Below are 25,986 nucleotides of genomic sequence, written 5' to 3'. Positions count from 1 at the left end.
TAGCGTTTCGATTACTTCTTATGCCTTTGGCATCACTACTGTGTCAATAGCATGTATTACTCCGTTAGAAGCATCTACATCTGCCATTACAACAGTTGATGTTTTTCCATTAGCATCTGTAATCATTACTTTATCATCTTTAAGAGATAACACAACATTTTCACCTTGTAAAGTAGTTACATTGTATTTATTGTCATTCTCTTTAATAGCTTTGATTACTGCATCTGCTTTCCACTCTCCAGCAACTACGTGATACTTAAGTAAGTTTTGTAAAGTTTCTTTATTCTCTTCTTGTAAAAGACTTTTAAGAGTAGCTTCTGGTACTTTAGCAAAAGCGTCGTTTGTTGGTGCAAATACGGTAAACTCACCTTCTCCCATAAAGGTTTCTGCTAAACCAGCGGCTTTTAAGGCAGAAACTAATGTTGTAAAGTTTTCATTACCCATAGCTACCGCAGCAATGGTGTTTTTTTCAAATTCAGCTTTAGCCATAGCTTCTTCTTTTTCAGCTTGAGCTTTTGCTTCCATTTCCGTTTTTTCAGCTTCAGCTTTTGCTTCAGCTTCTTTCTTTTTCGTATCGTCGCAAGAGGCAAATAATAAACCTACAACTGCAAACGATAATAACAATTTTGTAATTTTCATAATATGTTGATTTTTTGTTTTTTCAAAAGTATAAGCTTAAAAACTAAAGTTGTAATAAAATTATTTAATGTTTAGTTAAATAATGTTATAATCTAAATATCTAATACTTAGGTCGAAAACGTGATTTTTATATAAAATAAACAATTTGTTAACTTCATTAAATAAGCATTTATATGTATATTTAAAACATTAATTTAAAAAACACTAAAAATGGTTAAAGCAAAATATCAAAGCGTATTGGATTTAGGAGAAGAACTTAAAATTCAAAACGGTGATGTAAAAGAAGAAAACGGACAATTACATATACATGGTACTGCAAATACACAGTACGAGAAAAATTTACTGTGGGATAAAATTAAAGAAGTTGGTGGTGAAAACCCTTCAGATTTAGTTGCGGATATAAAAGTAGCAGACACTTCTGTATATGCAAGACATACTGTATCTAGTGGAGAGTCGTTAAGTAAAATTGCGAAACACTACTACAAAGATCCTATGAAGTACAATGCAATTTTTGAAGCAAATAGAGATAAGCTAGATAACCCAGATATGATTCATCCTGGACAAGATTTAGTAATCCCTAACTTATAAAAACATATAAATTGTAATTTTGATCCCGGCTTGCATAAGTAACGCCGGGATTTTTTTATGCTTGAAATCTTTTTTGAAACACCTCTTTGGTTATTTGCTGTTCTATTTTTTTTAGGAGCAGCTGCATTTACGCTTTCTACGATTAGTGGTGGAGGCGGTGCATTGATGCAAATACCAATTCTTAATTTTTTAATTGGCACATCACAAACTGCACAAGTAATTAATTTAGGCACTTTTATAAGTCGTCCATCTAGGATTATTTTATTTTGGAAACACATAAATTGGAAAATATTTTGGTATTATGTTCCTTCTGCGATGTTAGGCGCAATTGTAGCTGGCTATCTTTTTTCTGAAGTTAGAATAGTCTGGATACAAGTTATTGTGGGTCTATTTCTTGTAAGTACCTTTTTTCAATATCATTTTGGAAAGAAAGAACGCTCTTTTAATGTATCCTATTGGTTTTTTATTCCATTAGGTTTTTTTATTGCTGTAATAGGGACGTTTACAGGAGGCATGGGTCCTATTCTAAATCCTTTTTTACTAAATGCTGGTATTGAAAAAGAAGAACTTATTGGCACTAAAGCAGCACAAGCTTTCTCTTTAGGAATTGCACAAATAAGTAGTTATACATTTTTTGGACTGCTTACTCCAAAGCTAATTGCATTTGGAGTAGCTACAGGGCTAGGAGCGACACTTGGTAACTTTTTTGGTAAAATTTTACTTAAAAGAATGAGCAAATTAGCTTTTAGAAAATGGGTTATTGCTATAATGGTGATAAGCGGTATAGTATTAATTGTAAGGGCTGTTTCAAATTTATAACCCACTTATATATCCCCCATACACATCTTTAAACCGAATTCCTTCGCTTAAGTTATATTTACTTAACTTTTTAAACTCAACAAGTGCCCAAAGAATAAACTCTTTAAAAAAGGGTTTATCTACATCTGAGATATCTGGAGTGTAGGTATTAATTAATTCGTCTAAAGGTTCTATTCTATCTAGTTGTAATTGATAGTCTTCATCTGAAAGTGAATCTAATAATTCAAAACCACTTTGTTCAAAAAACCAAGCAATAGTGTCTTGATACGGGTCCTCTTCACCTTCTTTTTGTAATTTTTCAATTTTAGGGAAGTAATGTAAAAACTGACTAGCTATAGCATCTAATATTAATTGTTGTGCTACTTGTGAAGCTCCCTCCTGCTCTCCTTCATAAACCAACTCTACTTTTCCTGTAACTGCTGGGATAATTCCCATAAAATCACTTAACCTAACAGTTGTCTTATCTGTGCCATGTTGCAAAGCGCGTCGCTCTGCGGTACTTAATAAGTTTTGGAATGCAGTAATGCTTAATCTAGCACTAACACCACTTTTAGCATCTATAAATTCACTTTCACGTGCTTCAAAACTAATTTGTTCTAAAATATCTTTTGCTAGTTCTGGAACATAGATATTATTTTTTTCTGAAGCAGCTTCTGCAGTTTCTTGTTGAGTGATTGTTCTTGCCGTTTCAATATCCTCCGGGTAATGTGTTAAAATTTGCGAGCCAATTCTATCTTTTAACGGGGTAACAATACTTCCTCTATTGGTATAATCTTCAGGGTTGGCAGTAAATACAAATTGAATATCTAATGGCAAACGCAATTTAAACCCTCTAATCTGGATATCACCTTCTTGAAGTATATTAAATAAAGCAACTTGTATTCTTGCTTGTAAATCTGGTAACTCGTTTATTACAAAAATACATCGATTTGCTCTTGGTATCATACCAAAATGTATTACTCTATCATCTGCATAAGTCAATTTTAGGTTGGCAGCCTTAATAGGGTCAACGTCACCAATTAAATCGGCTACAGTCACATCTGGAGTTGCTAATTTTTCAGCAAATCTATCTTCCCTATGCAACCAAGAAATAGGGGTGTCTTCTCCTCTACTCTCTATTATTTCTCTAGCATATCTAGAAATAGGCATAAAAGGGTCATCATTAATCTCACTTCCTTCAACAACTGGAACATATTCATCTAATAATGTTACCATTTGTCTTGCTAGACGGGTCTTTGCTTGTCCACGAAGTCCCAATAAATTTATATTATGTTTTGAAAGTATAGCTCGTTCTAATTCTGGTATTACCGTATATTCATACCCATGAATGCCTTTAAAAGTTGTTTCCTTTTTCATCAACTTCTGAAGTAGGTTACGACGCAACTCTTCTTTTACTGTTTTATATTCAAATCCAGCCTCTTTGAGCTGGCCTAATGTCTTAATATTTTTTATTTTCATATTGTATTAAACTAAATTCACCTTCTTTGGGTGGTTTTATCTCAATTTCTTTTTTCTATTATTTTCATAATCTGTAAAAATCATTTCACCCAAGCCTTTGAGTCCCGTGTAAAAAGCTTTTCCTTGGTTTGCTTCCGTAAAGTTATCAACAAACTGTTGCAAATATGGGTCACTAGCTATCATAAAGGTAGTTATGGGGATATGTAACTTTCTAGCTTGTGCGGCCATCATATAACACTTATTTACAATATGTGGGTCTAAGCCTACACTATTTTTATAGTATTCTCCATTTGGTAAATTCAAGCAACTTGGTTTACCATCTGTAATCATAAAGATTTGTTTATTGGTATTTCGTTTTCTTCTAAGCATATCCATTGCAAGTTGTAAGCCAGCCACAGTATTAGTGTGATAAGGTCCTACATTAAGATAGGGTAAATCTTTAATTTTAATAGGCCAAGCATCATTCCCAAAAACCAAAATATCTAATGTGTCTTTTGGGTAACGAGTTGTAATTAATTCACTTAACGCCATGGCTACTTTTTTGGCAGGTGTAATTCTATCTTCACCATATAATATCATACTATGGCTTATATCTATCATTAACACCGTACTCATTTGTGCCTTGTAAGTGGTCTCTTCTACTACAAGATCATTTTCAGTAAGATGAAAATCATTGACACCATGATTTATTTGGGCATTTCGTAAACTTTCAGTCATCGAAATTCTATCTAATGCATCCCCAAACTGATAGTTTCTAAACTCACCTCCTTGCTCATCTCCCCTTCCTGTATATTTTGTCTTGTGATTACCGCTACCACTTCTTTTTAACTTACCAAAAATTTGGTCTAAAGCCCTTCTTCGTAAAGAGCGTTCTAGTTTTTCAGTAATTGTAGATTTACCGTTTCCTTTCTTGCCGCCCTTTCCATCAGGTTTAAATTCTTCGCGTATGTATCCTTTCTTTTTAAGGTCTTCAATAAAATCATCAATAGTGTACTCTTCAGAAGTAAGATTATACTCTTCATCAAGTTGTCTAAGCCAATCTATAGCTTCATCAAAATCACCAGAGGTATGTGTTATAAGTTCTTGAAAAATATCGAAAAGACGTTCAAAAGGAGATTGCTCCTTTGGAGTATGTTTAGTAAAAACAAACCCCGTTGGTACATTATTCTTCTTCATACCCTAAAGATACTACAATTATCAATAAAAAGAATGCGGTATTAACAGGCTTTTAAGAGTTGTATATTTACATTTTGTTAACTTTAGCTTCCAATCAAAAAATAATAAAAATGAAGAAAATTCTCCTCTTAGCTTTTATATCAATTGCTACAACCCTTTCTGCTCAAAAAATTTCAATGGACATCTTAAAAGACATGCAACCAAGGAACATTGGTCCTGGCGGAATGTCTGGACGTGTAACTGCGATAGACGTTGTTACTACTAATCCAGATGTAATGTATGTTGGAACAGCTTCTGGAGGGCTATGGAAGTCTACAAGTGGTGGTATAAAATGGTCTCCTATTTTTGATAATGAAGCTACAGCCTCTATAGGTGCCGTTGCAATTCAGCAATCCAATCCATCTGTAATTTGGGTAGGAACAGGAGAAGGAAATCCAAGAAATAGTCTTAATGGTGGATACGGAGTATACAAATCATTAGATGCTGGTAAAACTTGGCAGTTAATGGGGCTTGAAAAAACTCGTCATATTCATCGTGTAATTATAGACCCTACAGACCCTAACACAGTATATGTTGGTGCCATAGGTTCCCCGTGGGGAGAACATCCAGAGCGTGGTGTATTTAAGACAACCGATGGCGGTAAAACCTGGAAGAAAATTCTGTTTAACAATAATAAAACAGGAGTAGCAGATATGGTGATGGATCCTACTAATCCAAACAAGCTATTAGTAGCAATGTGGGAACACAAAAGAGACCCTTGGTTTTTTAAGTCTGGTGGTGAAGGTTCTGGATTATATGTAACGCATGATGGTGGAGACACTTGGGAAGAAAGAACAGATGCCGATGGGCTTCCTAAAGGAGAGTTAGGACGTATAGGTATTGCCATTGCAAGGAACAAACCAAATATTATCTATGCACTAGTAGAAGCCAAAAAAAATGCACTTTACAAGTCTGAAGATGGAGGTTTTAACTGGAAGAAAATAAATGACAAAAATGATATTGGTAATCGTCCGTTTTATTATTCTGAAATTTATGTAGATCCACAGAATGAAAATAGAGTTTTCTCGGTATTTACCTACGTAAATGTTTCTGAAGATGGTGGTAAGAATTTCACGCAATTGATGCCAGCTTATGGTGTAGATAATGGAGTTCACCCAGATCATCACGCATGGTGGATACATCCAGAAGACGGAAGTTTTATGATTGATGGGAATGATGGAGGAATGAACATCACACATGATGGTGGAAAGTCATGGCGTTTTATTGGTAATTTACCTGTTGCACAGTTTTATCATATAAATGTTGATAATGAATTTCCGTATAATGTTTATGGAGGTATGCAAGATAACGGAAGCTGGCGAGGTCCAGCGTATGTTTGGAAAGCACAAGGCATACGTAATAGTTATTGGCAAGAAATTAGCTTTGGTGATGGTTTTGATGTCGTACCAGATAGAGATGATAGTCGGTATGGATGGAGCATGAGTCAGCAGGGATTTGTAAGTAGGTATGACTGGATAACAGGAAATAATTATACAGTACGCCCTACCCACCCAGACCCAGACGTACAATTACGTTTTAATTGGAATGCTGCCATTAATATTGATCCATTTAGTAACAATACTATTTACTTTGGAAGTCAATTTGTGCATAAAAGTATTGATAAAGGGCTTACTTGGGAAGTTATCTCTCCAGACTTAACAACCAATGACCCAGAAAAACAAAAGCAAAGTGAAAGTGGCGGTCTAACTATGGATGCTACAGGAGCAGAAAACCATACTACCATTTTAGTAATTGAACCGTCTCCCCTAGAACAAAATATGTTATGGGTAGGAACAGATGATGGAAAAGTACATTACACGCAAAATGGTGGGACAGATTGGACAGATGTTTCCAAAAACATTAAAGGATTACCTGAGGGAAGCTGGATTGTTCAAATTAAAGCATCCAATAAAAATAAAGGAGAAGCATTACTAGTTGCTAATGATTACCGAAGGTTCAATTACACTCCTTATGCATACAGAACAAAAGATTATGGTAAAACTTGGCAACGTATTGTGGATGCTAGTGATGTTACAAGTTATGCTTTATGTATTATAGAAGACCCAGTTGAAAAGAATCTACTTTTCTTAGGAACAGATGACGGATTATATATTTCAATAGATGCTGGAGCCAATTGGCAAAAATGGACCAAAGGCTTTCCAACAACTTCGGTTAAAGATTTAGTTATTCAAGAAAGAGAACATGATCTAGTTATTGGAACTTTTGGAAGAGCTGCTTGGGTACTAGATGATATTAGGCCTCTAAGAGCACTTGCCAAAAATAAAAGCATTCTTTCTGAAACTATAAAAGTATTTAACCCACCAACTGCCTATCAAGCGGCATACCAACAACCTACAGGAAGTAGATTTGGTGGAGATGCCCTTTACAATGGAGAAAACAGAGGGTATGGTGCTCAAATAGCGTATTATTTTAAGAAGAATGAAACTAAAGATGATACTAAAAGCAAAGACGAAGATGAGGATGAAGAAAAAGAAGTAACTGATGAAGCAAAAGATAAAGGCCCCTCTAAAGATTCATTATACATGAAAGTATATGATGGCACTAGATTAATAAGAACCTTAAAAAATAAAATTCCAGATAGTACAGGGCTTTACAAATGGACTTGGTTTATGGACGAAGCTGGAGTAGATAGACCATCCAGAAGAATACGAAAAAGAACCAATGAACCTGGTGGAACTCAAGTTAAACCTGGGACATACAAGGTTGAAATTCAGTATTTAGATAACATTTCAACTACAAATATTACTGTTGCCAGCGATCCAAGACTTCAAATTTCACAAAAAGCAATTAATGAAAGTTATTTAGCTTCAAAAGAATTAGAAGAAATGACACAAACAGCTGCAGATGCTGTAAAACAATTAATTGAAAGTAAAAATGCAGCAAACGACTATAGTGCTAAGATGAAAAAAGAAGACAAAGAGAAATATGAAGAACAGATCAAACTATCTAAGGAAATTACAAAGTCTATAGATTCTGTTGTTGCTCTATACATTGGTAAAGTAGACAAGCGCCAAGGAATTACTAGAAATCCCGAAGTTACTGTAATGCAACGTATAGGAAATGCTCGTTTTTATAGTGGTAGCCGTCCAAACGGTTTAACTAAAACAGAACAATTATTGATACAGCATGCTAAAACAGATTTAAAAGAAGCGCTTTCTGCAACCAATACATTTTTTAATAACGAATGGGCTGCCTATAGAACCAAAATGGAAGCTGTATCACTTTCACCTTTTAAAGAAATTAAAACATTTACCCTCAAAAATTAGAAATTACAAGTTTTATGAAGATTACAAAAAGTATCCTATTCATTTTTTTAATCACTTTAATCACAAAAAATAGTTTTGCACAAAATGACCCTTCAGATGAGTTTGGAGCTTGGTACATTTTTGCAACAAATAATAAAATAACAGATAAATTTAGCATTCAAGCGCAAACACAATTCAGGTATTTTGAATTAACTAGTGAAATACAACAATTTAAAATTAGAACAAGTGGTACTTTGCGTATTATGCCTGGTTTACGTGTAGCAGTAGGATATGCTTACTTCAGAAACGATTTTAGCTATCAATCTACTACTCCAGCCGCTTTTGATGAGCATCGTATTGTTGAAGACATCTTATTTGACCATAATATTGGGAAAGTTAAGGTCTTTCAGAGAGCGCGATTAGAAAATAGATTTATTGTTCGAAATGGAGATACCGATTTTAGAAATTGGTACAGACATGAAGCCAAGCTTGTATACCCTATTAATGAAGAGTGGTCTATTGATTTATACGATGAGATCTGGCTAAATATTGGAGATGAGCCAACATTTGCACAAAACTGGCTAGGTACTGGAGTTAGTTATAAAATTTCAGAAGCATTTAAGGCACGTCTTGGATATCAACGTATCCACTTAGACGGACCAGACTTTGATAGATTAATAGTAGGGCTTACTCTTACAAATGATTTCAGAAAAAAAGAAGACAACCAATAACTATACAATATGAAAAAACTACTGTTACTTTTCCTTTGTACTTCACTATTATGGGGATGCAAGGAAACCAAAAAAGAAGAGGTTGCTGAAAGAGAAATTCAGCAATACACCATAGAGCAATTTATGGATAACGAAAATGCCTTTGCAAATGGATATTCTTCAGATAAATCTAAAGTAATGATTACTAGTAATCGTTCTGGTATTTATAACATTTACACAAGTCCCTCAACTGGAGGAGAATTAACAACAATTACAAAAAGCGATAGCGCTTCAGTATTTGGTATTTCATATTTCCCGGAAGATGATAGAATGTTGTTTAGAATGGACGGAAATGGGGATGAGATTTATAAAATTTACATGAAAGACGGAGAAAAAATAGAACCCCTTACTCCTACTGAAAATGTAAGAGCTGTATTTAGAGGATGGGCGAAGGATGGAAAGAGTTTCTTTTATGGAAGCAACGAGAGGGACCCTAAATTTATGGATCATTATGAAATGAACATAGATGATTTCTCTTCAACACTACTTTACAAATTAGAAGATAATGTATCGTTTGGTGGCATGAGTGATGATAGAAAGTATATCACACTTATTGAAGCTATCACAACCAATGACTCAGATTTATATATTGTAAATACTGAAACAGGAGATAAAAAGAAAATCAATACTCAAGTAAGCAGTAATCAACATCTTGATTTCTCTCCAGATGGCACCTCATTATATTTTGCAACAGATGTAGACTCTGAGTTTAGTTATGCTGCAAAATACGACATAGAAACAGGAGCTATTGAAAGAGTAACAGATAATAAATGGGACTTATTTAATTACTACTACACTCAAAACGGAACATATAGAGTAATGTTTACTAATGAAGATGCAGAAACGGTTATGAGTGTGATTGATGTAGCAACTGGAAAAGAGGTTGAGTTTCCTGAAATTGAAGATCAAGCTATTAGTAGTGCCAGTTTCTCTAGAGATGAAAGTATGGCAATTTTAAATGTAGGGAATTCTGCAAAACCTACTAATTCATATTCATATAATATGGAAACTAAGGAGTATAATCAATTAACTAACGTGCTTAATAAAGAAATTAATCCAGATGATTTAGTGGAAGCTCAAGTAGTTCGTTTTAAGTCTTTTGATGGATTAGAAATTCCAGCAATTTATTACCAACCTAAACAGGCAAGCGCAGAAAATAAAGTACCTGCAATTGTTTTAGTTCACGGAGGTCCTGGCGGACAATCTAGAAAAGGGTTTAATGCTAGAACACAATATTTTGTAAACCATGGATACGCCATTCTTGCAGTAAATAATAGAGGAAGTAGTGGATATGGAAAAACATTCTTTAAAATGGATGACCAAAATCATGGGGATAAAGATTTAAAAGATTGTGTTGCTGGAAAAGATTGGCTAGCTAAACAAGAGGTAATAGACCCAGAAAAAATAGGAATCATGGGGGGCTCATATGGAGGTTATATGACAATGGCAGCATTAACATATGCGCCAGAAGAATTTGAAGTAGGTGTTAATATCTATGGAGTTACTAACTGGATTAGAACACTAAAAAGTATTCCACCGTGGTGGGCATCATTTAAAGATGCATTATATGAAGAAATGGGAGACCCTAATACAGAAGATTCCATTCGCTTGAGAGCTATTTCTCCTTTATTTCATACTGAAAAAGTAACAAAACCACTTATGGTTTTACAAGGAGCACAAGACCCAAGAGTATTACAAGTTGAAAGTGATGAAATTGTAGAAGGTGTACGCAAAAATGGGGTTCCTGTAGAATATGTACTTTTTGAAGATGAAGGGCATGGATTTGTAAAGAAAGAAAACCAAATTGAAGCCTATAGTAAAATTAAAGGCTTTTTAGATAAATATTTAAAAGGTGAAAATGAAGCCACTATGGATTCAAATAAAGTTGAAGGTCAAGAGATAGAAGCAGAAAAATAAAAAAAACAAGGATAAATTTTAAAAGAGCTTGCTATAATTTGCAAGCTCTTTTATTTTGTTATTACTATAATTTTATAGAGTTTTGTTCTAACAACCAAACAATTAAACTCTTATGAAAAAATTATTATTTATTCTGCTTACGCTCAGTATTGTATTAAGTTGTAAAAATTCTGATAAAAAAAATACTGAAACGGTAGAAATAAAAGAACCTACAGGTATTGAAAACATGGCTTATAAGTGGAGCGAAATGGCAATAACTGCTACTGCAAATGATACTGATAAGTTTAAACCAAGACCTACTATAACTTCTAGATATCTCGCACTCATCTTTACTTCAGTTTTTGATGCGTGGTCTCGATACGATGAAAAAGCAACTCCAGTTTATTTAAACGGAGTTGAAAGAAGACCTTCAGAAGAGCAAACACTTAAAAACAAAGAAATCGCAATAAGCTATGCTGCATACAGAACTATGAATGAGTATTACTATAGCGACAAAGCTCTTTTTACAGATTATATGAAAGAATTGGGATTAGACCCAACTAATGAGAGTCTAGACCCAACTACTCCAGAAGGTATAGGAAATCTAGCCGCAAAAGCTGTTATTGAAGCCAGAAAAAAAGATGGATCTAATCAATATGGAGATGAAGAAGGATCTGATGGGACTCCATATTTTGATTATACAGGCTACAAACCAGTTAATGACGTAGAGAACAATGTGGACCCAAACCGTTGGCAACCTAAATATTTTTCTGATGGACAAGGAGGACGTTTTGCTCCTCAATGCTTGACTCCTTATTGGAACAAAGTAACCCCTATTTCATTAAAATCTGGAGACCAATTTAGACCTGGTCCACCACCAATGATTGGCTCTAAACAATTAGAAGAAGAGGTAAAGGAAGTAATTGAGCTTCAAGCAAAACTAACAGATAAAGAAAAAGCATTAGTTGAGTTTATGAGAGATGGCCCTCAATCTGTCCAACAAGCGGGACATTGGCTAAAATTTGCACAAGATGTTTCAAGAAGAGATAACCATACATTAGATCAAGACGTTAAAATGTTCTTTTTAAACCAAGTAGTTGCCATGGATGCATTTATAGCTTCTTGGGATTCTAAAATGTATTATGATTTTGCGCGCCCATTTGCACTAGTGCACAAATACTATGACGAGCAAAAAATAAAAGCTTGGGGAGGTCCTGGAAAAGGGATAGTAGACATGGATGGGAACCAATGGAGGCCATATTCTCCTGACACCTTTTTATGCCCACCATTCCCAAGTTACACATCTGGACACAGTACCATAAGTGGTGGTTGTGCCGAAGCCTTAAAATTATGGACTGGAAGTGATGAATTTGGTGAGTCTGTAGAGCTTATTCCTGGAGCATTAACAGAACCTGATAATTTAGGTGAGAAAGTAGTACTTGAGTTCCCAACATTTACTGAAACTGCAGAAATGGCTGGTCAATCAAGAGTTCTTGGTGGGTATCATATTCAAGCAGACAATGTTGCTGGTCTAAAACTAGGTAGAGATGTTGCGCATGAAACGTTTAAGTTTTATAAAAAACATGTAGGAGAAGAGTAAAATTTTTACATTTAAAGACTAATAAAGGTGAGCAAATTGCTCACCTTTTTTTATACTCTCAAGTATTCTTTTGTAACTTTAGCATAGTTAGTTATAACAATAGTTTCCGACCTAATAGAAACCTAAAACAATACCTATGAACATAGAAAAAGTATCATTCAAAAATAAAGAAGGTCAAAATCTTTCAGGGCGTTTAGAATTACCTGTAGATAGACATCCACATAATTTTGCACTATTTGCTCATTGTTTTACATGTACAAAAAACTTATCTGCAGTAAAAAACATTAGCCGTTCATTAACTTCAGCAGGTTTTGGAGTACTTCGTTTTGACTTTACCGGATTAGGTGATAGTGAAGGAGATTTTAAGGACACTAATTTTTCTGGAAACGTAGAAGACTTGGTGGCTGCAAGTGATTTTCTTTCAGAAAAATATATGGCTCCTACCCTTCTTGTAGGCCATTCTTTAGGTGGTGCTGCGGTCATCTTTGCTGCATCAAAACTTGATACAGTAAAAGCGGTTGCTACAATAGGAGCACCAAGCAACCCAAAACATGTAAAACACTTGTTTAAAAGTGATTTAGAAACTATTGAAAAGAAAGGAGTTGCAGAAGTACAGCTTAGTGGAAGAAGTTTCACAATAAAAAAACAATTTTTAGATGATTTAGAATCTGTTTCACTCCCAGAAATAGCCAAAAACTTAAGGAAGGCATTACTCGTGATGCATTCTCCTCAAGATAACCTTGTTGGTATTAACAATGCAGAAGAAATATATATTGCTGCTCACCATCCTAAGAGCTTTGTTTCATTAGATGGAGCAGATCACTTATTAACTGATAAAAAAGACTCTGAATATACAGGTAAAGTAATTGCAGGCTGGTCAACAAGATATGTTGAAATGCAAGACTCTGGTAAAATAAAAACTAAACACGATGTAGTTGCAAGTTTAGATCAAGAAGATCAATTTTTAACACAATTAAAATTAGGTGATCACTATGCCGTAGCAGACGAACCAGAAACTGTGGGTGGTAATAACTTTGGTCCAACACCATACGAACTAGTTTCAGCTGGTTTATCAGCATGTACAGCTATGACTATACAAATGTATGCAAGAAGAAAAGGATGGCATATAGCAAATGTAGAAGTACATACTAGCTATAGTAAGAAACATGCTGTAGATTGTGAGAACTGTGAAGATGACTCTGCAAAGATTGATACATTTAATAGAGAAATTAAATTTACTGGTGAGTTAGACGAAAAGCAAATAAAAAGGCTTCTACAAATAGCAGACAAATGCCCTGTTCATAAAACACTACATAGTCAAACTCAAATTATAACTAAGCTTATTTAATGTTTATTTTATTCTTTTTTGAATAATTTATAACGAGAAAAAACTTAAGATTTTTTTAAAGTTTTGTGATTGAGTAGTAATCATAGTACCTTTAGGATAATAATCAAACAAAACTACACAATGAGAAAATTAGCAATAGTAACAACAGTAATATTTCTAGCAGCTTTTACTAGCTGTAAAGAAAAAGCAAAAGAAGCCGAAAAGGAAATTGAAGAAGAAGTTACAGAAGTCGTTAAGGAAGTAGAAGAGGTAACATCAAAAGAAATAAATTTTGAACTTGAACCTAAAAGTGATAGTAAAGCAAGAGGAAAAGTTGAGTTTACTGAAACCGATGGAAAAGTAACAATGAAAGCAAAGATTGCCGGATTATCTCCGGGTACACATGCAATACACATTCATGAAAAAGCAGATTGCTCTTCAGAAGATGGTAAATCTACAGGAGGACATTGGAACCCAACTATGGAACCGCATGGTAAATGGGGAGACGAAAATGGGTATCACAAAGGTGACATTGGAAATTTTGAAGCAGATGATAATGGTACAGGAATGGTTTCAATAACAACAGATGAATGGTGTATTGGTTGTGGAGATGAAAAGAAAGACATTCTTGGGAAAGCTATTATTGTACACCAAGGTGTAGATGATTTTACATCGCAACCATCTGGAGCTGCAGGAGCTCGTGTGAGTTGTGGAGGAATTATTCAGTAATTAGATAGTATGTTTATAAAAAGAAGAAGCGGCAATTTGCCGCTTCTTCTTTTTATAAATATTTAGTTTACTTTTCTACAACCTCAGCATCAAGAGGTTTTTTAAACATACTGTCTTGCAGCTCTGTTTCAGAAACAATAATATTATCAAATACCAAATCATTACGCTCATCTGTAGGTTTACCGTCTTCAACATTATACCAAGTTAACTTCTTAGGCAATTTTAATCCGTTTTTTGTTATCCATTCATCATATTTAATAAAGTGCCAATCATCACTTTTTTCACCGCTTCTAAAAGTAACAGTATATCCTAACCATTCCATTTCATTAGTTTCTTGATTATAATAGATAATATATTCATCTTCAGGAGAATCCCCTACGCCAGCACTATAAGATATTTTAACGCCATTATACATGCTACCATCTAGCTCTGTCTCTTCAATGGAGGTATATGTAATTCCTTCATCTCCTACTACAAAAGGCATCGCGTAAAAATAAAACATTAGGTTATGGTAAAACCTTGCATTTCCTTTGTAAGCACCCTTTTCATTTTGTAATAACCATACGTTATTTCCATCATGTCCAATAGACCATTTTTTATTTTCAATTTTAACTTTTCTATCCTTTAAAGAAATAGTATGTGTTTCTTTACCTCCTCGTCCATCCATTTCATAACATAGATTATTCATCTTATTCCATGTTGAAATACCACCATGAGCTGTAAAAACTTTATCAATATCTTCTGGGTAGGATGTTGTAGTTATTTCTTCACTATTTATTTGAGAGTTATCAACTACTTCTACTTCCTTATTTTGCTCTTTACAAGCTATAAGTGAAAATGTAAGAAATACTAGTACGGTTATTTTTTTCATTGTTTTATTTTTTAGGTTGATTAAAAATAATAAAAGCACTCTTTAGGACGAGAGCTTTCACAAAACCTTAATAAAATTTTCTATTTTTTTATAAAACTAAGTGTTGTGGTTTTTGCTTTACTAATAACCTTCAAGAAATAAACCCCATTAGCATAATTAGACACATCTAATTGAGAGGTACTTGCTAGTTCTTCCACTAATTTCCCAGAAGTGTCATATACAACTAATTTGTCAATTTGTAATATTGATTTAGTTTTTATGAATAAGATTTCCGAAGATGGATTAGGGTAAACAAAAACAGAACGGCTAAATACACTTTCAGAAATGTCGAGAACTTCTTGTGTGCGTATTTCAAAATCATAAACTAAAAATTCGCATTCTTCTTCTATGGGCTCTATACGAGCAAAAATTGTTTGTTGATTTGGAATTGTGTTTACAAAAAACTCTGGATTAATAATTGGATTTGTTTTAGACTCAGCATCTTGTAAAGTTATATAATAGTTAAACACAAGAAGGAAAGGATCTTGTGTTCCAACTGCTTGAGATTCATTTTCTGTAAGATTAAATGTTGCAAAACCATCATTATTATCATCTTCAACTTCAATATCATCTGGTTGTTGTTGAACTTCTGGTTCTACTGGAACTCTCAATTCTAAAATTGTAATATCAAAATCACTACTTGTAGTGCTTTGTAATCTAATAAATATTTGTTGAGGATTTACTTCGTTTACAAAACTTTCGGGGTTTGTAATTACAGCACCATTACCTAAAGCGTCTCCAGAAGTGGGATGATAAGAAATAGAAACATTGTTTTGTCCATTAATAATTTGGGCTTCCCTTATTGTCATATCAAAAACTTCCATCTCATCTCCCGGGTTATTTACATCACATAAAATTATTGGGTCAGGTTGTCCAGCCATTACTTGACCTAACATTGAAAATGAATTTAATAGAATTATTGTAAATAAAATGTTTTTCATTTTGTCTTTTTTTCAAAGATACGTAAAAGAGTCCTCCAAATATTTGTGATATTTTTGCAGTATGAATAAATCCATTTCTAGTGTAAAAAACCCTCTTGTAAAAAAAGTTGTGCAATTACAATCTAGTTCTAGAGAGCGTAAAAAAAGTGGAGTATTTATTGTTGAAGGAATAAGAGAGGTAAAACTTGCACTAAAGGGTGGCTATAATATTGAAACCTTATTATTTTGTTCTGAAATAATTACTGAAGATAATATTGACTTTATTTCTAATGCAAAGAAAGCTATAAACATTAGCAGCGATGTTTATAAAAAAATAGCATATAGAACTTCTACTGAAGGAATTATAGCTATTATAAATGTAAAGGAAGTAAAATTAAACTCACTTTCATTTACTTCAAAAAACCCATTACTCCTAGTTGCCGAAGCGCCAGAAAAACCTGGTAATATTGGAGCTATATTACGAACTGCAGATGCTGCAAATGTAGATGCGGTACTTATTGCAAATCCTAAAACAGACATATACAACCCTAACATTATACGTAGTAGTGTAGGTTGTATTTTTACAAATACAATAGCAACGGGAAGCACACAAGAAATAATATCATTTTTAAATAATAAATCTATAAACATTTATTGTGCTGCCTTGCAGGCCTCTAAACAATATAACACCTGTGATTTTAAAGTTCCAACTGCAATTATAGTAGGTACTGAAGCAGATGGCCTTTCTGATGATTGGCTTAAAAATAGTACACAAAATATAATCATACCTATGCAAGGTGTTATTGATTCTATGAATGTTTCAGTCGCTGCTGGAATCCTTATCTTTGAGGCAAAGAGACAACGTGCTTTTAAGTAATAAACACAAATGAATCCACAACATATTTTTTATATAATTATCGGAATTTTAGTTTTCAACTTTATTTTAGATAAAATAGTAGACGCGCTAAATGCAAAGCACTTTAATGACCAAGTACCTTCTCCAATAAATGATGTTTATGATGATAAAGAATATAAAAAATCCCAACGCTATAAAAAAGAAAACTATAGGTTTGGCTTAATTACTTCAACGGTCTCTATAATAGCTACCCTACTGTTTTTCTTTTTTGATGGGTTTGCCTATATAGATGAGCTTGCAAGAAGTTATTCAGAAAATGAAATTGTAGTTGGTCTTATCTTTTTTGGTTGTATTATGCTCGCTAGTGATTTAGTAAGCACACCATTTGGATATTATAAAACCTTCGTAATTGAAGAAAAATATGGTTTCAACAAAACAAACACAGCTACATTTTTTCTAGATAAGCTAAAAGGTTGGTTAGTAATGGGTATAATTGGTGGTGGAATTCTTGCTTTGTTAATCTGGTTTTATCAAGAAACAAAAAGTAACTTTTGGCTTTATGCTTGGGGCTTAATTACCTTTTTTACCATTTTTATGAATATGTTTTACGCTCGCCTAATTGTACCACTATTTAATAAACAAACTCCGCTAGAAGAAGGTACGCTAAGAGATAAAATTGAAGCATATGCAAATAAAGTTGGTTTTACATTAAAAAACATTTTTGTGATAGATGGTTCTAAAAGAAGCACTAAGGCAAATGCCTACTTTTCAGGTTTTGGAAGTGAAAAACGTATCACATTATACGATACTTTAATCAATGATTTAGAAGACGAAGAAATTGTTGCTGTATTAGCGCATGAAGTTGGTCACTATAAAAAGAAACATATAATTACCAATCTCTTGTCTTCAATAATTACAACCGGGGTTATGCTTTGGCTATTATCCTTATTTATTGGAAATCCATTACTTTCAGAGGCATTAGCTGTTAACCAGCCATCTTTTCACATTGGATTAATTGCTTTTGGAGTTTTATATAGTCCAATTTCAGAAATTATTGGGATAGTAATGAATTATATCTCACGAGCATTTGAGTATCAAGCAGATAATTATGCAAAGCAGACTTATAAAGGAGGCCCTCTTATTTCTGCTTTAAAAAAACTGTCTAAAAACAGTTTGAGTAATTTAACACCACACCCAGCTTATGTATTTATGCACTATTCACACCCTACCCTACTGGAGCGCTATCAAAATTTAATGAAATAATATAATTCTTTTTTCTAAAGAATCAAGTTTCAATCTATAGAAACTATAAAAGATTGGATAAATACATTTAGGGAAGCATAATGTGTAAAGTTATTTTTGCCTATAACACCCTTCTTATTTTTAAAAAAATTAACAATTATATGCGTTGTAATTGAGCAAATGGCATTTTTCTTGTTTCTTATCTAAGTAAAACGTACTTTTAATTTATGACTGAAGCATTTTTAGCAGAAGAAAAAAAACAACTCACAAAAGAGTATAAAGAGCTTTTAAAAATTAGTTATCGAACCCTTTCACCGAAAGACAAAAAACTAATTAGAAGCGCTTTTGATGTTGCGGTAGATGCTCATAAAGAGCAGCGTCGCAAAAGTGGTGAGGCATATATTTTTCACCCAATTGCTGTAGCAAAGATTGTTGCTTCAGAAATAGGACTAGATGCTACTTCAATCGCTGCTGCTTTACTACACGATGTTGTAGAAGATACAGACTATACATTAGTTGATTTAGAACAACTCTTTGGAGAAACTGTTGCTCGTATTGTAGATGGCCTTACTAAAATCTCCAAAATGCCATACGATGGTGATGTATCCTTGCAAGCAGAGAATTTTAGAAAAATGCTGCTTACTCTTAATGAAGATATACGAGTAATAATTATCAAAATTGCAGACCGCTTGCACAATATGCAAACGATGGATTCTATGCCAGAACATAAGCAAGTAAAAATAGCTTCAGAAACGCTATACATCTATGCTCCTATGGCACATAGAATAGGGCTCTATAATATTAAAACCGAATTAGAAGATCTAGGACTAAAATATACAGAGCCTGATGTTTACAACGATATATTAAGCAAAATTAAAGAGAGTAAAGAAGAACAAGATGCTTACATTAGAGACTTCTCTAAAGTTATTAAAGACTCTCTTGATTCTGAAGAACTTGAATACGAAATTAAAGGACGTCCCAAATCTATTTTTTCTATACGAAGAAAAATGTTGGCTCAAAATGTTTCTTTTGATGAAGTATACGACAAGTTTGCTGTTAGAATTATTTATAAAAGTAAAGATGCTGAAAGTGAAAAGTTTATTGCTTGGAAAATATACTCCATTGTAACAGATCACTTTAGACCTAATCCTATTAGATTACGAGATTGGATATCCTCTCCAAAGTCAACCGGGTATGAAGCTCTACACATTACAGTAATGGGACCTAAAGGGCGTTGGGTAGAAGTACAAATACGAAGTGAACGTATGAATGAAATAGCCGAAAAAGGCTATGCAGCCCATTACAAATACAAAAACAAAGAAAAAGATGATGGAGGTCTAGAAAACTGGTTAAATAAACTACAAGACACCCTAGAAAACCAAGATATAAGCGCAGTTGACTTTGTAGAGGAATTTAAACTTAATCTATACGCAAAAGAGATTTTTGTATTCTCCCCTAAGGGAGATTTATACTCCTTACCAAAAGGAGCAACTGCTTTAGACTTTGCTTTTCACGTGCATACTGAAGTTGGTTTACACACCCGCGGTACTAAGGTTAATGGTAAATTAACACCCTTAAGCCATGTGCTCAAAAGTGGTGACCAGGTAGAAATTATTACTTCAGAAAAATCAAAACCATCTGCCAGCTGGTTAGATTATGCCACTACCGGAAGAGCTCGCTCTAAAATAAAATCATCATTAAAGGAAGAGAAAAAACAACTTGCAGCAGAAGGAAAAGTAGTCTTAGCAAGAAAGCTAAAGTCTTTAAAAATCACACTTGACGAAAAAACCATAAATCAACTTGTCGTGTATTTTAAAGTTAAAACTAGTCAAGACTTATTTTATAGAGTTGGCGCTGGTATTATTGATAATAAAAAACTAAAAGAATATGCTGCCTCTAGAAGTAATGCACTAGTTAGTTTCTTTAAAAATAAAATTAGAAAGCCTAATGTTCCAGAAGACATACATAAAGATGAAATTACTGAAAAGTATGACCAGCTAGTCTTTGGTAAAGACCAACAAAAATTAGATTACAAAATGGCAAATTGTTGTAATCCAATATCGGGCGATGATGTTTTTGGGTTTTTAACAGTTAATGAAGGTATTAAAGTTCATAAGCAAAACTGTCCTAACGCTATACAACTACAAAGTAGTTATAGCTATAGAATTATGCCAGCAAAATGGATAGACTCTAGCCAGCATGAGTTTAAAACAGAATTACTTATTACAGGTATTGATAGCGTAGGACTTGTAAATGAATTAACAAAAGTTGTCTCAAATAACCTTCACATAGATATGAAAAGTGTTCACTTTGATACAGATGATGGTACTTTTAGCGGAAAAATAATAGTCGTTGTAAAAAACAAGACCATTCTTAATAATTTGGTGGATAACATTAAAAAAATAAATGGAATTGATAAAGTTACACGCCTTTAAATCGCTATTTTTGCCAAGTTATTATGAGTTCAAAAACAGATAAAAATAATCAAGCCATTGTAAAAAATGTTTTTACTGGCTTTTTAGAAGAAAAAGGGCATCGCAAAACACCAGAGCGATATGCTATTCTACAGGAAATTTATGATCACAATGATCATTTTGATATAGAATCACTCTATATTAACATGAAAAATAAAAACTATCGTGTAAGTAGAGCTACCCTATACAATACTATAGAATTATTACTGGAGTGCGGTTTAGTTCGTAAGCATCAATTTGGGCAAAATCAAGCCCATTATGAAAAGTCTTATTTTGACAAACAACACGATCACGTAATACTATCTAACGGAGAGGTAATCGAGTTTTGTGATCCTCGAATACAATCTATAAAAAAGACTATAGAAGAAGTTTTTGATATTGAAATCACTAATCATTCACTTTATTTTTACGGAAATAAAAAACAACCTACCAACTAAACAATTATGGCAGTAGACTTACTACTTGGATTACAATGGGGCGATGAAGGAAAAGGAAAAATCGTCGATGTACTTACACAAAATTATGATATAATAGCGCGTTTTCAAGGAGGTCCCAATGCTGGACACACACTTGAATTTGATGGCATAAAGCACGTTTTAAGAACCATTCCTTCAGGTATATTTCATGAAAAATCTATTAATGTTATTGGTAATGGTGTTGTAATAGACCCAGTAGTTTTTGTAAAAGAATTAGATGGTTTAGACCAATTTGATATAGACTATAAAAAGAAACTCATTATTTCTAGAAAAGCGCATTTAATTCTACCAACTCATAGATTGCTAGATGCTGCAAGCGAAGCCTCAAAAGGTAAAGCCAAGATTGGCTCAACCCTTAAAGGAATTGGCCCAACATATATGGACAAAACTGGTAGAAATGGTATTCGTGTGGGTGATCTAGAATTAGATAACTGGAAGAAAAAATATCGTTCCCTTGCCAACAAGCATGAGGCTATGATTGCATTTTACGATGTAGATATTCAGTATGATTTAAAAGAAATGGAAGTTGAGTTTTTTGAATCTATAAAGAGATTAAAAGAACTTACATTTATAGATAGTGAAGAATATTTAAATCAAGCCATTAAAAACGGAAAAACTATACTAGCAGAAGGTGCTCAAGGCTCTTTATTAGATATTGATTTTGGAACGTATCCTTTTGTAACTTCATCCAATACTACTGCGGCTGGTGCTTGTACAGGTTTAGGTATTGCACCTAATAAGGTGAAAGATGTATATGGTATTTTTAAAGCATACACCACAAGAGTTGGTTCTGGTCCCTTCCCTACTGAGCTTTTTGATAAAGTAGGTGAAGAAATGGCAAAAGTTGGAAATGAATTTGGTGCAGTAACAGGAAGACCAAGACGTTGTGGGTGGTTGGATCTTGTTGCACTCAAATATACGTGTGAAGTAAACGGAGTAACGCAATTAATGATGATGAAGGGAGATGTGCTTTCTGGCTTTGATGAATTAAAGGTATGTACGGCTTATAAGTATAAAGGAGAAACGATAAAACACCTTCCTTATAATATAGAAACAGAAAACGTAACACCTATCTATTCTACGTTTACATGCTGGAAAAAGGATTTAACAAAAATGAGAGATGCGAGTGAGTTCCCACCAGCACTTAATGAATACATTTCGTTTTTAGAAAAAGAATTAGAAATCCCTATTAAAATTGTTTCGGTAGGACCCGATAGAACGCAAACTATTCATAGGTAGTCAACTATAATCTGATTAAAGTTATTTAAAATGGGAATGTTCAATTTTTTAAAAAAAAATAAAAAAGAATTTGAAAACCCCAATGAAGAAACTCCAGTTTTAGAGAAACTAGATTTTTCAGAAATTAACACCAATAAATTAAAAGATTACTACGATTGGACTTTAAAATTTGGAAATAGAAAAATTAACCTTGATTTAAATTTTGAAACTGAATCAATCAATCAATCTAAAACAGATGAAATACTTGGATTTGTAAAAAAGATACCTGTATTTGATAATCAAAATCGTAATTATATAAAAGCTGACTCTGAGCAAAATGTAAGTATGACATCTGACTATCTGAACTTCTACCTTGACGAATTTGATGAAAGTGAATTATCGGAAATAATTGATTTGAAAAATCAAAAAAAATCAAAGAATACTCTTTTAATGGAACAACTGAATTTAATAAGGGTTGGGATTTATCCGCAAGATTCTTGTTTTGCAACATTCGACTATTCGATTGATATTCAAGGAGAGCCATGCAATCAGCTTTTAGTTTTGAAAATTAATCAAAATGGGATTTTGGATTATATAACATGGGAAAGCTGAAAACAAGTTTCTTCATACTACTATTTACTTTTCTGTTTGTTAACCTTTCTTGGTCGCAAACAGACACTACTCAAACAAGAAAGGTAGATATACAATCTGGTTATTTAGAAATTAAACCAGAATTTCCAGATGCAGTTATCTATACTAAAGAACAAAACAATCAAGTATATATCGTCCATGAAGGTGTAGAAATGTGGTGTGACCAAGCCTATGTCTATATTGATGACAATTTTGTAAAAGCATATGGTAATGTTCGGTTAACGCAGGGAGATACTGTGACAATGAATAGTAAATACGCAGAGTATAATGGAGATACTTCATTTGCATTTGCGAGTGGTGATGTTGTCCTTACTGAGCCCAAAACCACTTTACGAACAGACACTCTTTACTTTGATAGAACCAAGCAACAAGCCTATTACAGAAGTGGCGGAACCGTTATAGACACATCAAGCACACTTACAAGTCGTGTGGGTAGATATTATGCTGAAACCAAAAAGTATCAGTTTTTGTCCAAAGTAAAAATTGTTAACCCAAAATATACTGTAAATAGCGAACAACTAGATTTTTATTCAGAAACGGGAGGTGCGTATTTGTATGGAGAATCTACCATTGTAAGTGAAACGAGTACAGTATACTGTGAGCGTGGGTATTATGATACGCGTGGTGATACAGGCTATTTTGTGAAAAACTCCAGAGTAGATTACGAAAATAGAACACTCTATGGTGATAGTATTTACTTTGATAGAAATAGAAGCTTCGCTTCTGCTACCAATAACATTAAAGTACTAGACACTATAAATAAAAGTACTGTTACGGGGCACTATGCCGAAGTATATAGAGAAAAAGATTCAGTTTTTATAACCAAAAGAGCCGTAGCAGCCACACTACGAGATAATGACTCTATTTTTGTACATGCAGACACATTAAGAATTACTGGAAAACCTGAAAATAGAATACTCAAGGGATATTACAGAGCACGAATGTTTAAAAGAGGGCTTCCTGGAGAACAACCTACAAGTGGAAAGTGTGATTCCATTTATGTAGATGAAAAAACAGGCATTACAAAGCTTTTGAGAAATCCTATCTTATGGAATGGTGATAGCCAGATGACAGGCGATACCATCCATATTTTATCTAATACTACTACTGAAAAGCTAGACACTCTCAAAGTATTTAATAATGCTTTTTTAATTCAAAAAGACACATTAGGTACAGGATATAATCAAGTAAAAGGGGAACGTTTAATTGGTCTCTTTACCGAAAATCAATTAGATACCGTTAACATTGATAAAAATGTGGAAGTTATCTTTTTTATGAGAGATGAAAAAGATGAATTGATAGGTATAGATAATACCACAGCCAGTAACCTTGAGATGTATTTAGCAAATCAGCAGATATATGGCATACGTTTTATAAAACAAGTCCCTGGTAAAATCTATCCTCCTTCAGAATTTCCAGAAAATGCTAGAATTCTTCCAGATTTTAATTGGCGTGGAGAAGAACGGCTTTTTAGCAAAGAAGATTTATTTAAAGGAAAACCAGCTCCTGTATTACCTAAAATTAAAGGGATTCCATTACCCGAAGACGAAGGTACTTTCTTTGAAGACATCCCGCTAGATGAAGTTGAATTACCAGAGAATTCAAAACTAAAACCTAGGGATATACAAAATAGAGAAGACGACCCAAAGCCAAGGACAAGAGAAGATGAAGAAGATGAAGACGAAAGTGAAACAGAAAATGAAAAGTGATTTCTTTACATACCAGGCGCAGACTACACCTCACCCCTTAGCAATGGAAGTATCTCACGCTAAAGGTTCTTATATATTTGACAAACAAGGAAAGAGGCATTTAGATTTTGTTGCAGGAGTTTCTGCATGTAGTTTAGGACATAGACACCCAAGTATTATTACTGCTGTAAAAGAGCAACTAGACAAGTACTTGCATGTAATGGTTTATGGCGAGTACATTCAAGAACCAGCTGTTGCATTTTCAAAATTATTAGCCACTCATACTCCACCTACACTTGAGTCTGTTTATCTCGTAAATAGTGGTACTGAAGCTATAGATGGTGCTATAAAACTGGCGCGAAGAGTTACTGGCAAAAGTGAAATATTATACGCACATCACGCCTATCATGGCAATAGTTATGGAGCATTGAGTATTATGGGTTTTGAAGAACGCAAAACCCCCTTTGGACCATTACTACCTAATTGCCATCCCATTTTTTTTAATGATGAAGAAGGTCTTGAAAAAATTACACAGGCTACAGCAGCAGTAGTCTTAGAGACCATACAAGGAGGCGCTGGATTTATTGAGCCTACTAATAGGTATCTAAACAAAGTAAAAGCTAAATGTGAAAAGGTTGGCGCATTACTGGTATTAGATGAAATTCAGCCAGGGTTTGGACGTACAGGAAAACTTTTTGGTTTTGAGCATTATAATGTAGTTCCGGACATTCTTGTTATGGGCAAAGGCATGGGTGGAGGATTACCTATTGGAGCTTTTATGGCTTCAAAAAAACACATGGATTTACTTAAAAATAACCCAAAATTAGGACATATTACAACCTTTGGTGGTAATCCTGTAATAGCTTCAGCAGCATTAGCAACACTAAAAGTCCTTACTGAAAGTTCATTAATCTCTGAAACAATAACTAAAGAGAAAGTTTTTAGAGAAAAGTTACAACACCCACTTATAAAAGAAATAAGAGGTCGTGGTTTAATGCTTGCTGCAATAGTTGAATCTGCTGAAATCGCTTCCGAAGTAATACTACGATGTAAAGACCGGGGTTTAATCCTTTTCTGGTTGCTTTTTGAAGGAAAAGCCATACGTATTACACCCCCACTTACCATTTCAATTACCGAAATTAAAGAAGGCTGCGACATCCTGACACAAGTACTTACTGAAATTAACACAGAAAAAAACACACATAACTAGTTGTCTATCAATCTTATAAAAGTTTACAATTTGT

General features: G+C 33.7%; 21 protein-coding genes. 16 read left to right on the top strand and 5 right to left on the bottom strand.

What is annotated here, in order from left to right:
- Window positions 1-18: 18 nt before the first annotated feature.
- Window positions 19-639, bottom strand: coding sequence for a fasciclin domain-containing protein (locus tag RM538_RS01625; RefSeq protein ID WP_311331646.1), 621 nt, complete (start codon window positions 637-639; stop codon window positions 19-21).
- Window positions 640-849: 210 nt separating this feature from the next.
- Between RM538_RS01625 and RM538_RS01620 the strand changes: the two genes are divergently transcribed.
- Together RM538_RS01620 and RM538_RS01615 are read left to right on the top strand one after the other, a co-directional pair.
- Window positions 850-1,227 (top strand): LysM peptidoglycan-binding domain-containing protein, encoded by a 378-nt coding sequence (locus RM538_RS01620; protein ID WP_311331645.1) that lies wholly within the window; start codon window positions 850-852, stop codon window positions 1,225-1,227.
- A 57-nt stretch (window positions 1,228-1,284) separates the two neighbouring features.
- Window positions 1,285-2,046, top strand: a complete 762-nt coding sequence (locus RM538_RS01615; RefSeq protein ID WP_311331644.1) for a sulfite exporter TauE/SafE family protein — start codon at window positions 1,285-1,287, stop codon at window positions 2,044-2,046.
- Here RM538_RS01615 and RM538_RS01610 read toward each other — a convergent pair.
- Complete coding sequence (locus RM538_RS01610) at window positions 2,041-3,504, bottom strand: MoxR family ATPase (RefSeq protein ID WP_311331643.1); 1,464 nt, start codon at window positions 3,502-3,504, stop codon at window positions 2,041-2,043. The two genes, RM538_RS01615 and RM538_RS01610, sit on opposite strands and share 6 nt — an antisense overlap.
- Before the next feature lie 36 nt (window positions 3,505-3,540).
- Window positions 3,541-4,680: a vWA domain-containing protein gene (locus tag RM538_RS01605; RefSeq protein ID WP_311331642.1), complete on the bottom strand. Its 1,140-nt coding sequence runs from the start codon at window positions 4,678-4,680 to the stop codon at window positions 3,541-3,543.
- Window positions 4,681-4,790: 110 nt separating this feature from the next.
- Here RM538_RS01605 and RM538_RS01600 point away from each other — a divergent pair, with 110 nt between their 5' ends.
- The 6 genes from RM538_RS01600 to RM538_RS01575 all read left to right on the top strand — a co-directional run bounded on the left by RM538_RS01600 (window position 4,791) and on the right by RM538_RS01575 (window position 14,307).
- Window positions 4,791-8,006, top strand: a complete 3,216-nt coding sequence (locus RM538_RS01600) for a WD40/YVTN/BNR-like repeat-containing protein (RefSeq protein ID WP_311331641.1) — start codon at window positions 4,791-4,793, stop codon at window positions 8,004-8,006.
- A gap of 14 nt (window positions 8,007-8,020) precedes the next feature.
- Window positions 8,021-8,716, top strand: coding sequence for a DUF2490 domain-containing protein (locus tag RM538_RS01595; RefSeq protein ID WP_311331640.1), 696 nt, complete (start codon window positions 8,021-8,023; stop codon window positions 8,714-8,716).
- 9 nt (window positions 8,717-8,725) lie between these two features.
- Window positions 8,726-10,672 carry a S9 family peptidase gene (locus RM538_RS01590; protein WP_311331639.1) on the top strand — a complete coding sequence of 649 codons (1,947 nt, stop codon included), beginning with the start codon at window positions 8,726-8,728 and terminating at the stop codon, window positions 10,670-10,672.
- Between the two features lie 112 nt (window positions 10,673-10,784).
- On the top strand, window positions 10,785-12,251 hold the full coding sequence (locus RM538_RS01585; protein ID WP_311331638.1) for a vanadium-dependent haloperoxidase: 1,467 nt from the start codon (window positions 10,785-10,787) through the stop codon (window positions 12,249-12,251).
- Window positions 12,252-12,387: 136 nt separating this feature from the next.
- Window positions 12,388-13,599 carry a bifunctional alpha/beta hydrolase/OsmC family protein gene (locus RM538_RS01580; protein WP_311331637.1) on the top strand — a complete coding sequence of 404 codons (1,212 nt, stop codon included), beginning with the start codon at window positions 12,388-12,390 and terminating at the stop codon, window positions 13,597-13,599.
- Between the two features lie 120 nt (window positions 13,600-13,719).
- Window positions 13,720-14,307 carry a superoxide dismutase family protein gene (locus tag RM538_RS01575; RefSeq protein ID WP_311331636.1) on the top strand — a complete coding sequence of 196 codons (588 nt, stop codon included), beginning with the start codon at window positions 13,720-13,722 and terminating at the stop codon, window positions 14,305-14,307.
- A 67-nt stretch (window positions 14,308-14,374) separates the two neighbouring features.
- On the opposite strand, the gene RM538_RS01570 is transcribed toward RM538_RS01575, so the two are convergent.
- Both RM538_RS01570 and RM538_RS01565 read right to left on the bottom strand, forming a co-directional pair.
- Entirely contained in the window at window positions 14,375-15,178 is an 804-nt protein-coding gene (locus RM538_RS01570; protein ID WP_311331635.1) for a DUF6503 family protein, read from the bottom strand.
- Window positions 15,179-15,258: 80 nt separating this feature from the next.
- Window positions 15,259-16,158: a T9SS type A sorting domain-containing protein gene (locus RM538_RS01565; RefSeq protein WP_311331634.1), complete on the bottom strand. Its 900-nt coding sequence runs from the start codon at window positions 16,156-16,158 to the stop codon at window positions 15,259-15,261.
- Between the two features lie 61 nt (window positions 16,159-16,219).
- Between RM538_RS01565 and RM538_RS01560 the strand changes: the two genes are divergently transcribed.
- The 8 genes from RM538_RS01560 to RM538_RS01525 all read left to right on the top strand — a co-directional run bounded on the left by RM538_RS01560 (window position 16,220) and on the right by RM538_RS01525 (window position 25,952).
- Window positions 16,220-17,014: a TrmH family RNA methyltransferase gene (locus RM538_RS01560; RefSeq protein ID WP_311331633.1), complete on the top strand. Its 795-nt coding sequence runs from the start codon at window positions 16,220-16,222 to the stop codon at window positions 17,012-17,014.
- Window positions 17,015-17,023: 9 nt separating this feature from the next.
- Window positions 17,024-18,256, top strand: coding sequence for a M48 family metallopeptidase (locus RM538_RS01555; protein WP_311331632.1), 1,233 nt, complete (start codon window positions 17,024-17,026; stop codon window positions 18,254-18,256).
- Between the two features lie 206 nt (window positions 18,257-18,462).
- On the top strand, window positions 18,463-20,670 hold the full coding sequence (locus RM538_RS01550) for a RelA/SpoT family protein (RefSeq protein ID WP_311331631.1): 2,208 nt from the start codon (window positions 18,463-18,465) through the stop codon (window positions 20,668-20,670).
- A gap of 23 nt (window positions 20,671-20,693) precedes the next feature.
- Window positions 20,694-21,146 (top strand): Fur family transcriptional regulator, encoded by a 453-nt coding sequence (locus tag RM538_RS01545; RefSeq protein ID WP_311331630.1) that lies wholly within the window; start codon window positions 20,694-20,696, stop codon window positions 21,144-21,146.
- A 6-nt stretch (window positions 21,147-21,152) separates the two neighbouring features.
- Window positions 21,153-22,424: an adenylosuccinate synthase gene (locus tag RM538_RS01540; RefSeq protein WP_311331629.1), complete on the top strand. Its 1,272-nt coding sequence runs from the start codon at window positions 21,153-21,155 to the stop codon at window positions 22,422-22,424.
- 30 nt (window positions 22,425-22,454) lie between these two features.
- Window positions 22,455-23,015: a DUF2004 domain-containing protein gene (locus tag RM538_RS01535; protein WP_311331628.1), complete on the top strand. Its 561-nt coding sequence runs from the start codon at window positions 22,455-22,457 to the stop codon at window positions 23,013-23,015.
- Complete coding sequence (locus RM538_RS01530) at window positions 23,003-24,763, top strand: OstA-like protein (RefSeq protein WP_311331627.1); 1,761 nt, start codon at window positions 23,003-23,005, stop codon at window positions 24,761-24,763. The genes RM538_RS01535 and RM538_RS01530 overlap by 13 nt, the downstream gene beginning before the upstream one ends.
- Window positions 24,753-25,952 carry an aspartate aminotransferase family protein gene (locus RM538_RS01525; protein WP_311332153.1) on the top strand — a complete coding sequence of 400 codons (1,200 nt, stop codon included), beginning with the start codon at window positions 24,753-24,755 and terminating at the stop codon, window positions 25,950-25,952. Before RM538_RS01530 ends, RM538_RS01525 begins: the two co-directional genes overlap by 11 nt.
- The last annotated feature ends 34 nt before the right edge of the window (window positions 25,953-25,986 follow it).

It is taken from the genome of Patiriisocius hiemis, assembly GCF_031846325.1.
GTDB lineage: Bacteria > Bacteroidota > Bacteroidia > Flavobacteriales > Flavobacteriaceae > Patiriisocius_A > Patiriisocius_A hiemis.
The sequence above is the reverse complement of the archived record's forward strand: the minus strand, read 5'-3'. Positions and strand labels throughout refer to the sequence as shown.

What these genes read in the sequence shown, in the direction of transcription:
- RM538_RS01625 (WP_311331646.1), bottom strand. Translation starts at nt 639, where the DNA reads ATGAAAATTACAAAATTGTTATTATCGTTTGCAGTTGTAGGTTTATTA.
- RM538_RS01620 (WP_311331645.1), top strand. Translation starts at nt 850, where the DNA reads ATGGTTAAAGCAAAATATCAAAGCGTATTGGATTTAGGAGAAGAACTT.
- RM538_RS01615 (WP_311331644.1), top strand. Translation starts at nt 1,285, where the DNA reads ATGCTTGAAATCTTTTTTGAAACACCTCTTTGGTTATTTGCTGTTCTA.
- RM538_RS01610 (WP_311331643.1), bottom strand. Translation starts at nt 3,504, where the DNA reads ATGAAAATAAAAAATATTAAGACATTAGGCCAGCTCAAAGAGGCTGGA.
- RM538_RS01605 (WP_311331642.1), bottom strand. Translation starts at nt 4,680, where the DNA reads ATGAAGAAGAATAATGTACCAACGGGGTTTGTTTTTACTAAACATACT.
- RM538_RS01600 (WP_311331641.1), top strand. Translation starts at nt 4,791, where the DNA reads ATGAAGAAAATTCTCCTCTTAGCTTTTATATCAATTGCTACAACCCTT.
- RM538_RS01595 (WP_311331640.1), top strand. Translation starts at nt 8,021, where the DNA reads ATGAAGATTACAAAAAGTATCCTATTCATTTTTTTAATCACTTTAATC.
- RM538_RS01590 (WP_311331639.1), top strand. Translation starts at nt 8,726, where the DNA reads ATGAAAAAACTACTGTTACTTTTCCTTTGTACTTCACTATTATGGGGA.
- RM538_RS01585 (WP_311331638.1), top strand. Translation starts at nt 10,785, where the DNA reads ATGAAAAAATTATTATTTATTCTGCTTACGCTCAGTATTGTATTAAGT.
- RM538_RS01580 (WP_311331637.1), top strand. Translation starts at nt 12,388, where the DNA reads ATGAACATAGAAAAAGTATCATTCAAAAATAAAGAAGGTCAAAATCTT.
- RM538_RS01575 (WP_311331636.1), top strand. Translation starts at nt 13,720, where the DNA reads ATGAGAAAATTAGCAATAGTAACAACAGTAATATTTCTAGCAGCTTTT.
- RM538_RS01570 (WP_311331635.1), bottom strand. Translation starts at nt 15,178, where the DNA reads ATGAAAAAAATAACCGTACTAGTATTTCTTACATTTTCACTTATAGCT.
- RM538_RS01565 (WP_311331634.1), bottom strand. Translation starts at nt 16,158, where the DNA reads ATGAAAAACATTTTATTTACAATAATTCTATTAAATTCATTTTCAATG.
- RM538_RS01560 (WP_311331633.1), top strand. Translation starts at nt 16,220, where the DNA reads ATGAATAAATCCATTTCTAGTGTAAAAAACCCTCTTGTAAAAAAAGTT.
- RM538_RS01555 (WP_311331632.1), top strand. Translation starts at nt 17,024, where the DNA reads ATGAATCCACAACATATTTTTTATATAATTATCGGAATTTTAGTTTTC.
- RM538_RS01550 (WP_311331631.1), top strand. Translation starts at nt 18,463, where the DNA reads ATGACTGAAGCATTTTTAGCAGAAGAAAAAAAACAACTCACAAAAGAG.
- RM538_RS01545 (WP_311331630.1), top strand. Translation starts at nt 20,694, where the DNA reads ATGAGTTCAAAAACAGATAAAAATAATCAAGCCATTGTAAAAAATGTT.
- RM538_RS01540 (WP_311331629.1), top strand. Translation starts at nt 21,153, where the DNA reads ATGGCAGTAGACTTACTACTTGGATTACAATGGGGCGATGAAGGAAAA.
- RM538_RS01535 (WP_311331628.1), top strand. Translation starts at nt 22,455, where the DNA reads ATGGGAATGTTCAATTTTTTAAAAAAAAATAAAAAAGAATTTGAAAAC.
- RM538_RS01530 (WP_311331627.1), top strand. Translation starts at nt 23,003, where the DNA reads ATGGGAAAGCTGAAAACAAGTTTCTTCATACTACTATTTACTTTTCTG.
- RM538_RS01525 (WP_311332153.1), top strand. Translation starts at nt 24,753, where the DNA reads ATGAAAAGTGATTTCTTTACATACCAGGCGCAGACTACACCTCACCCC.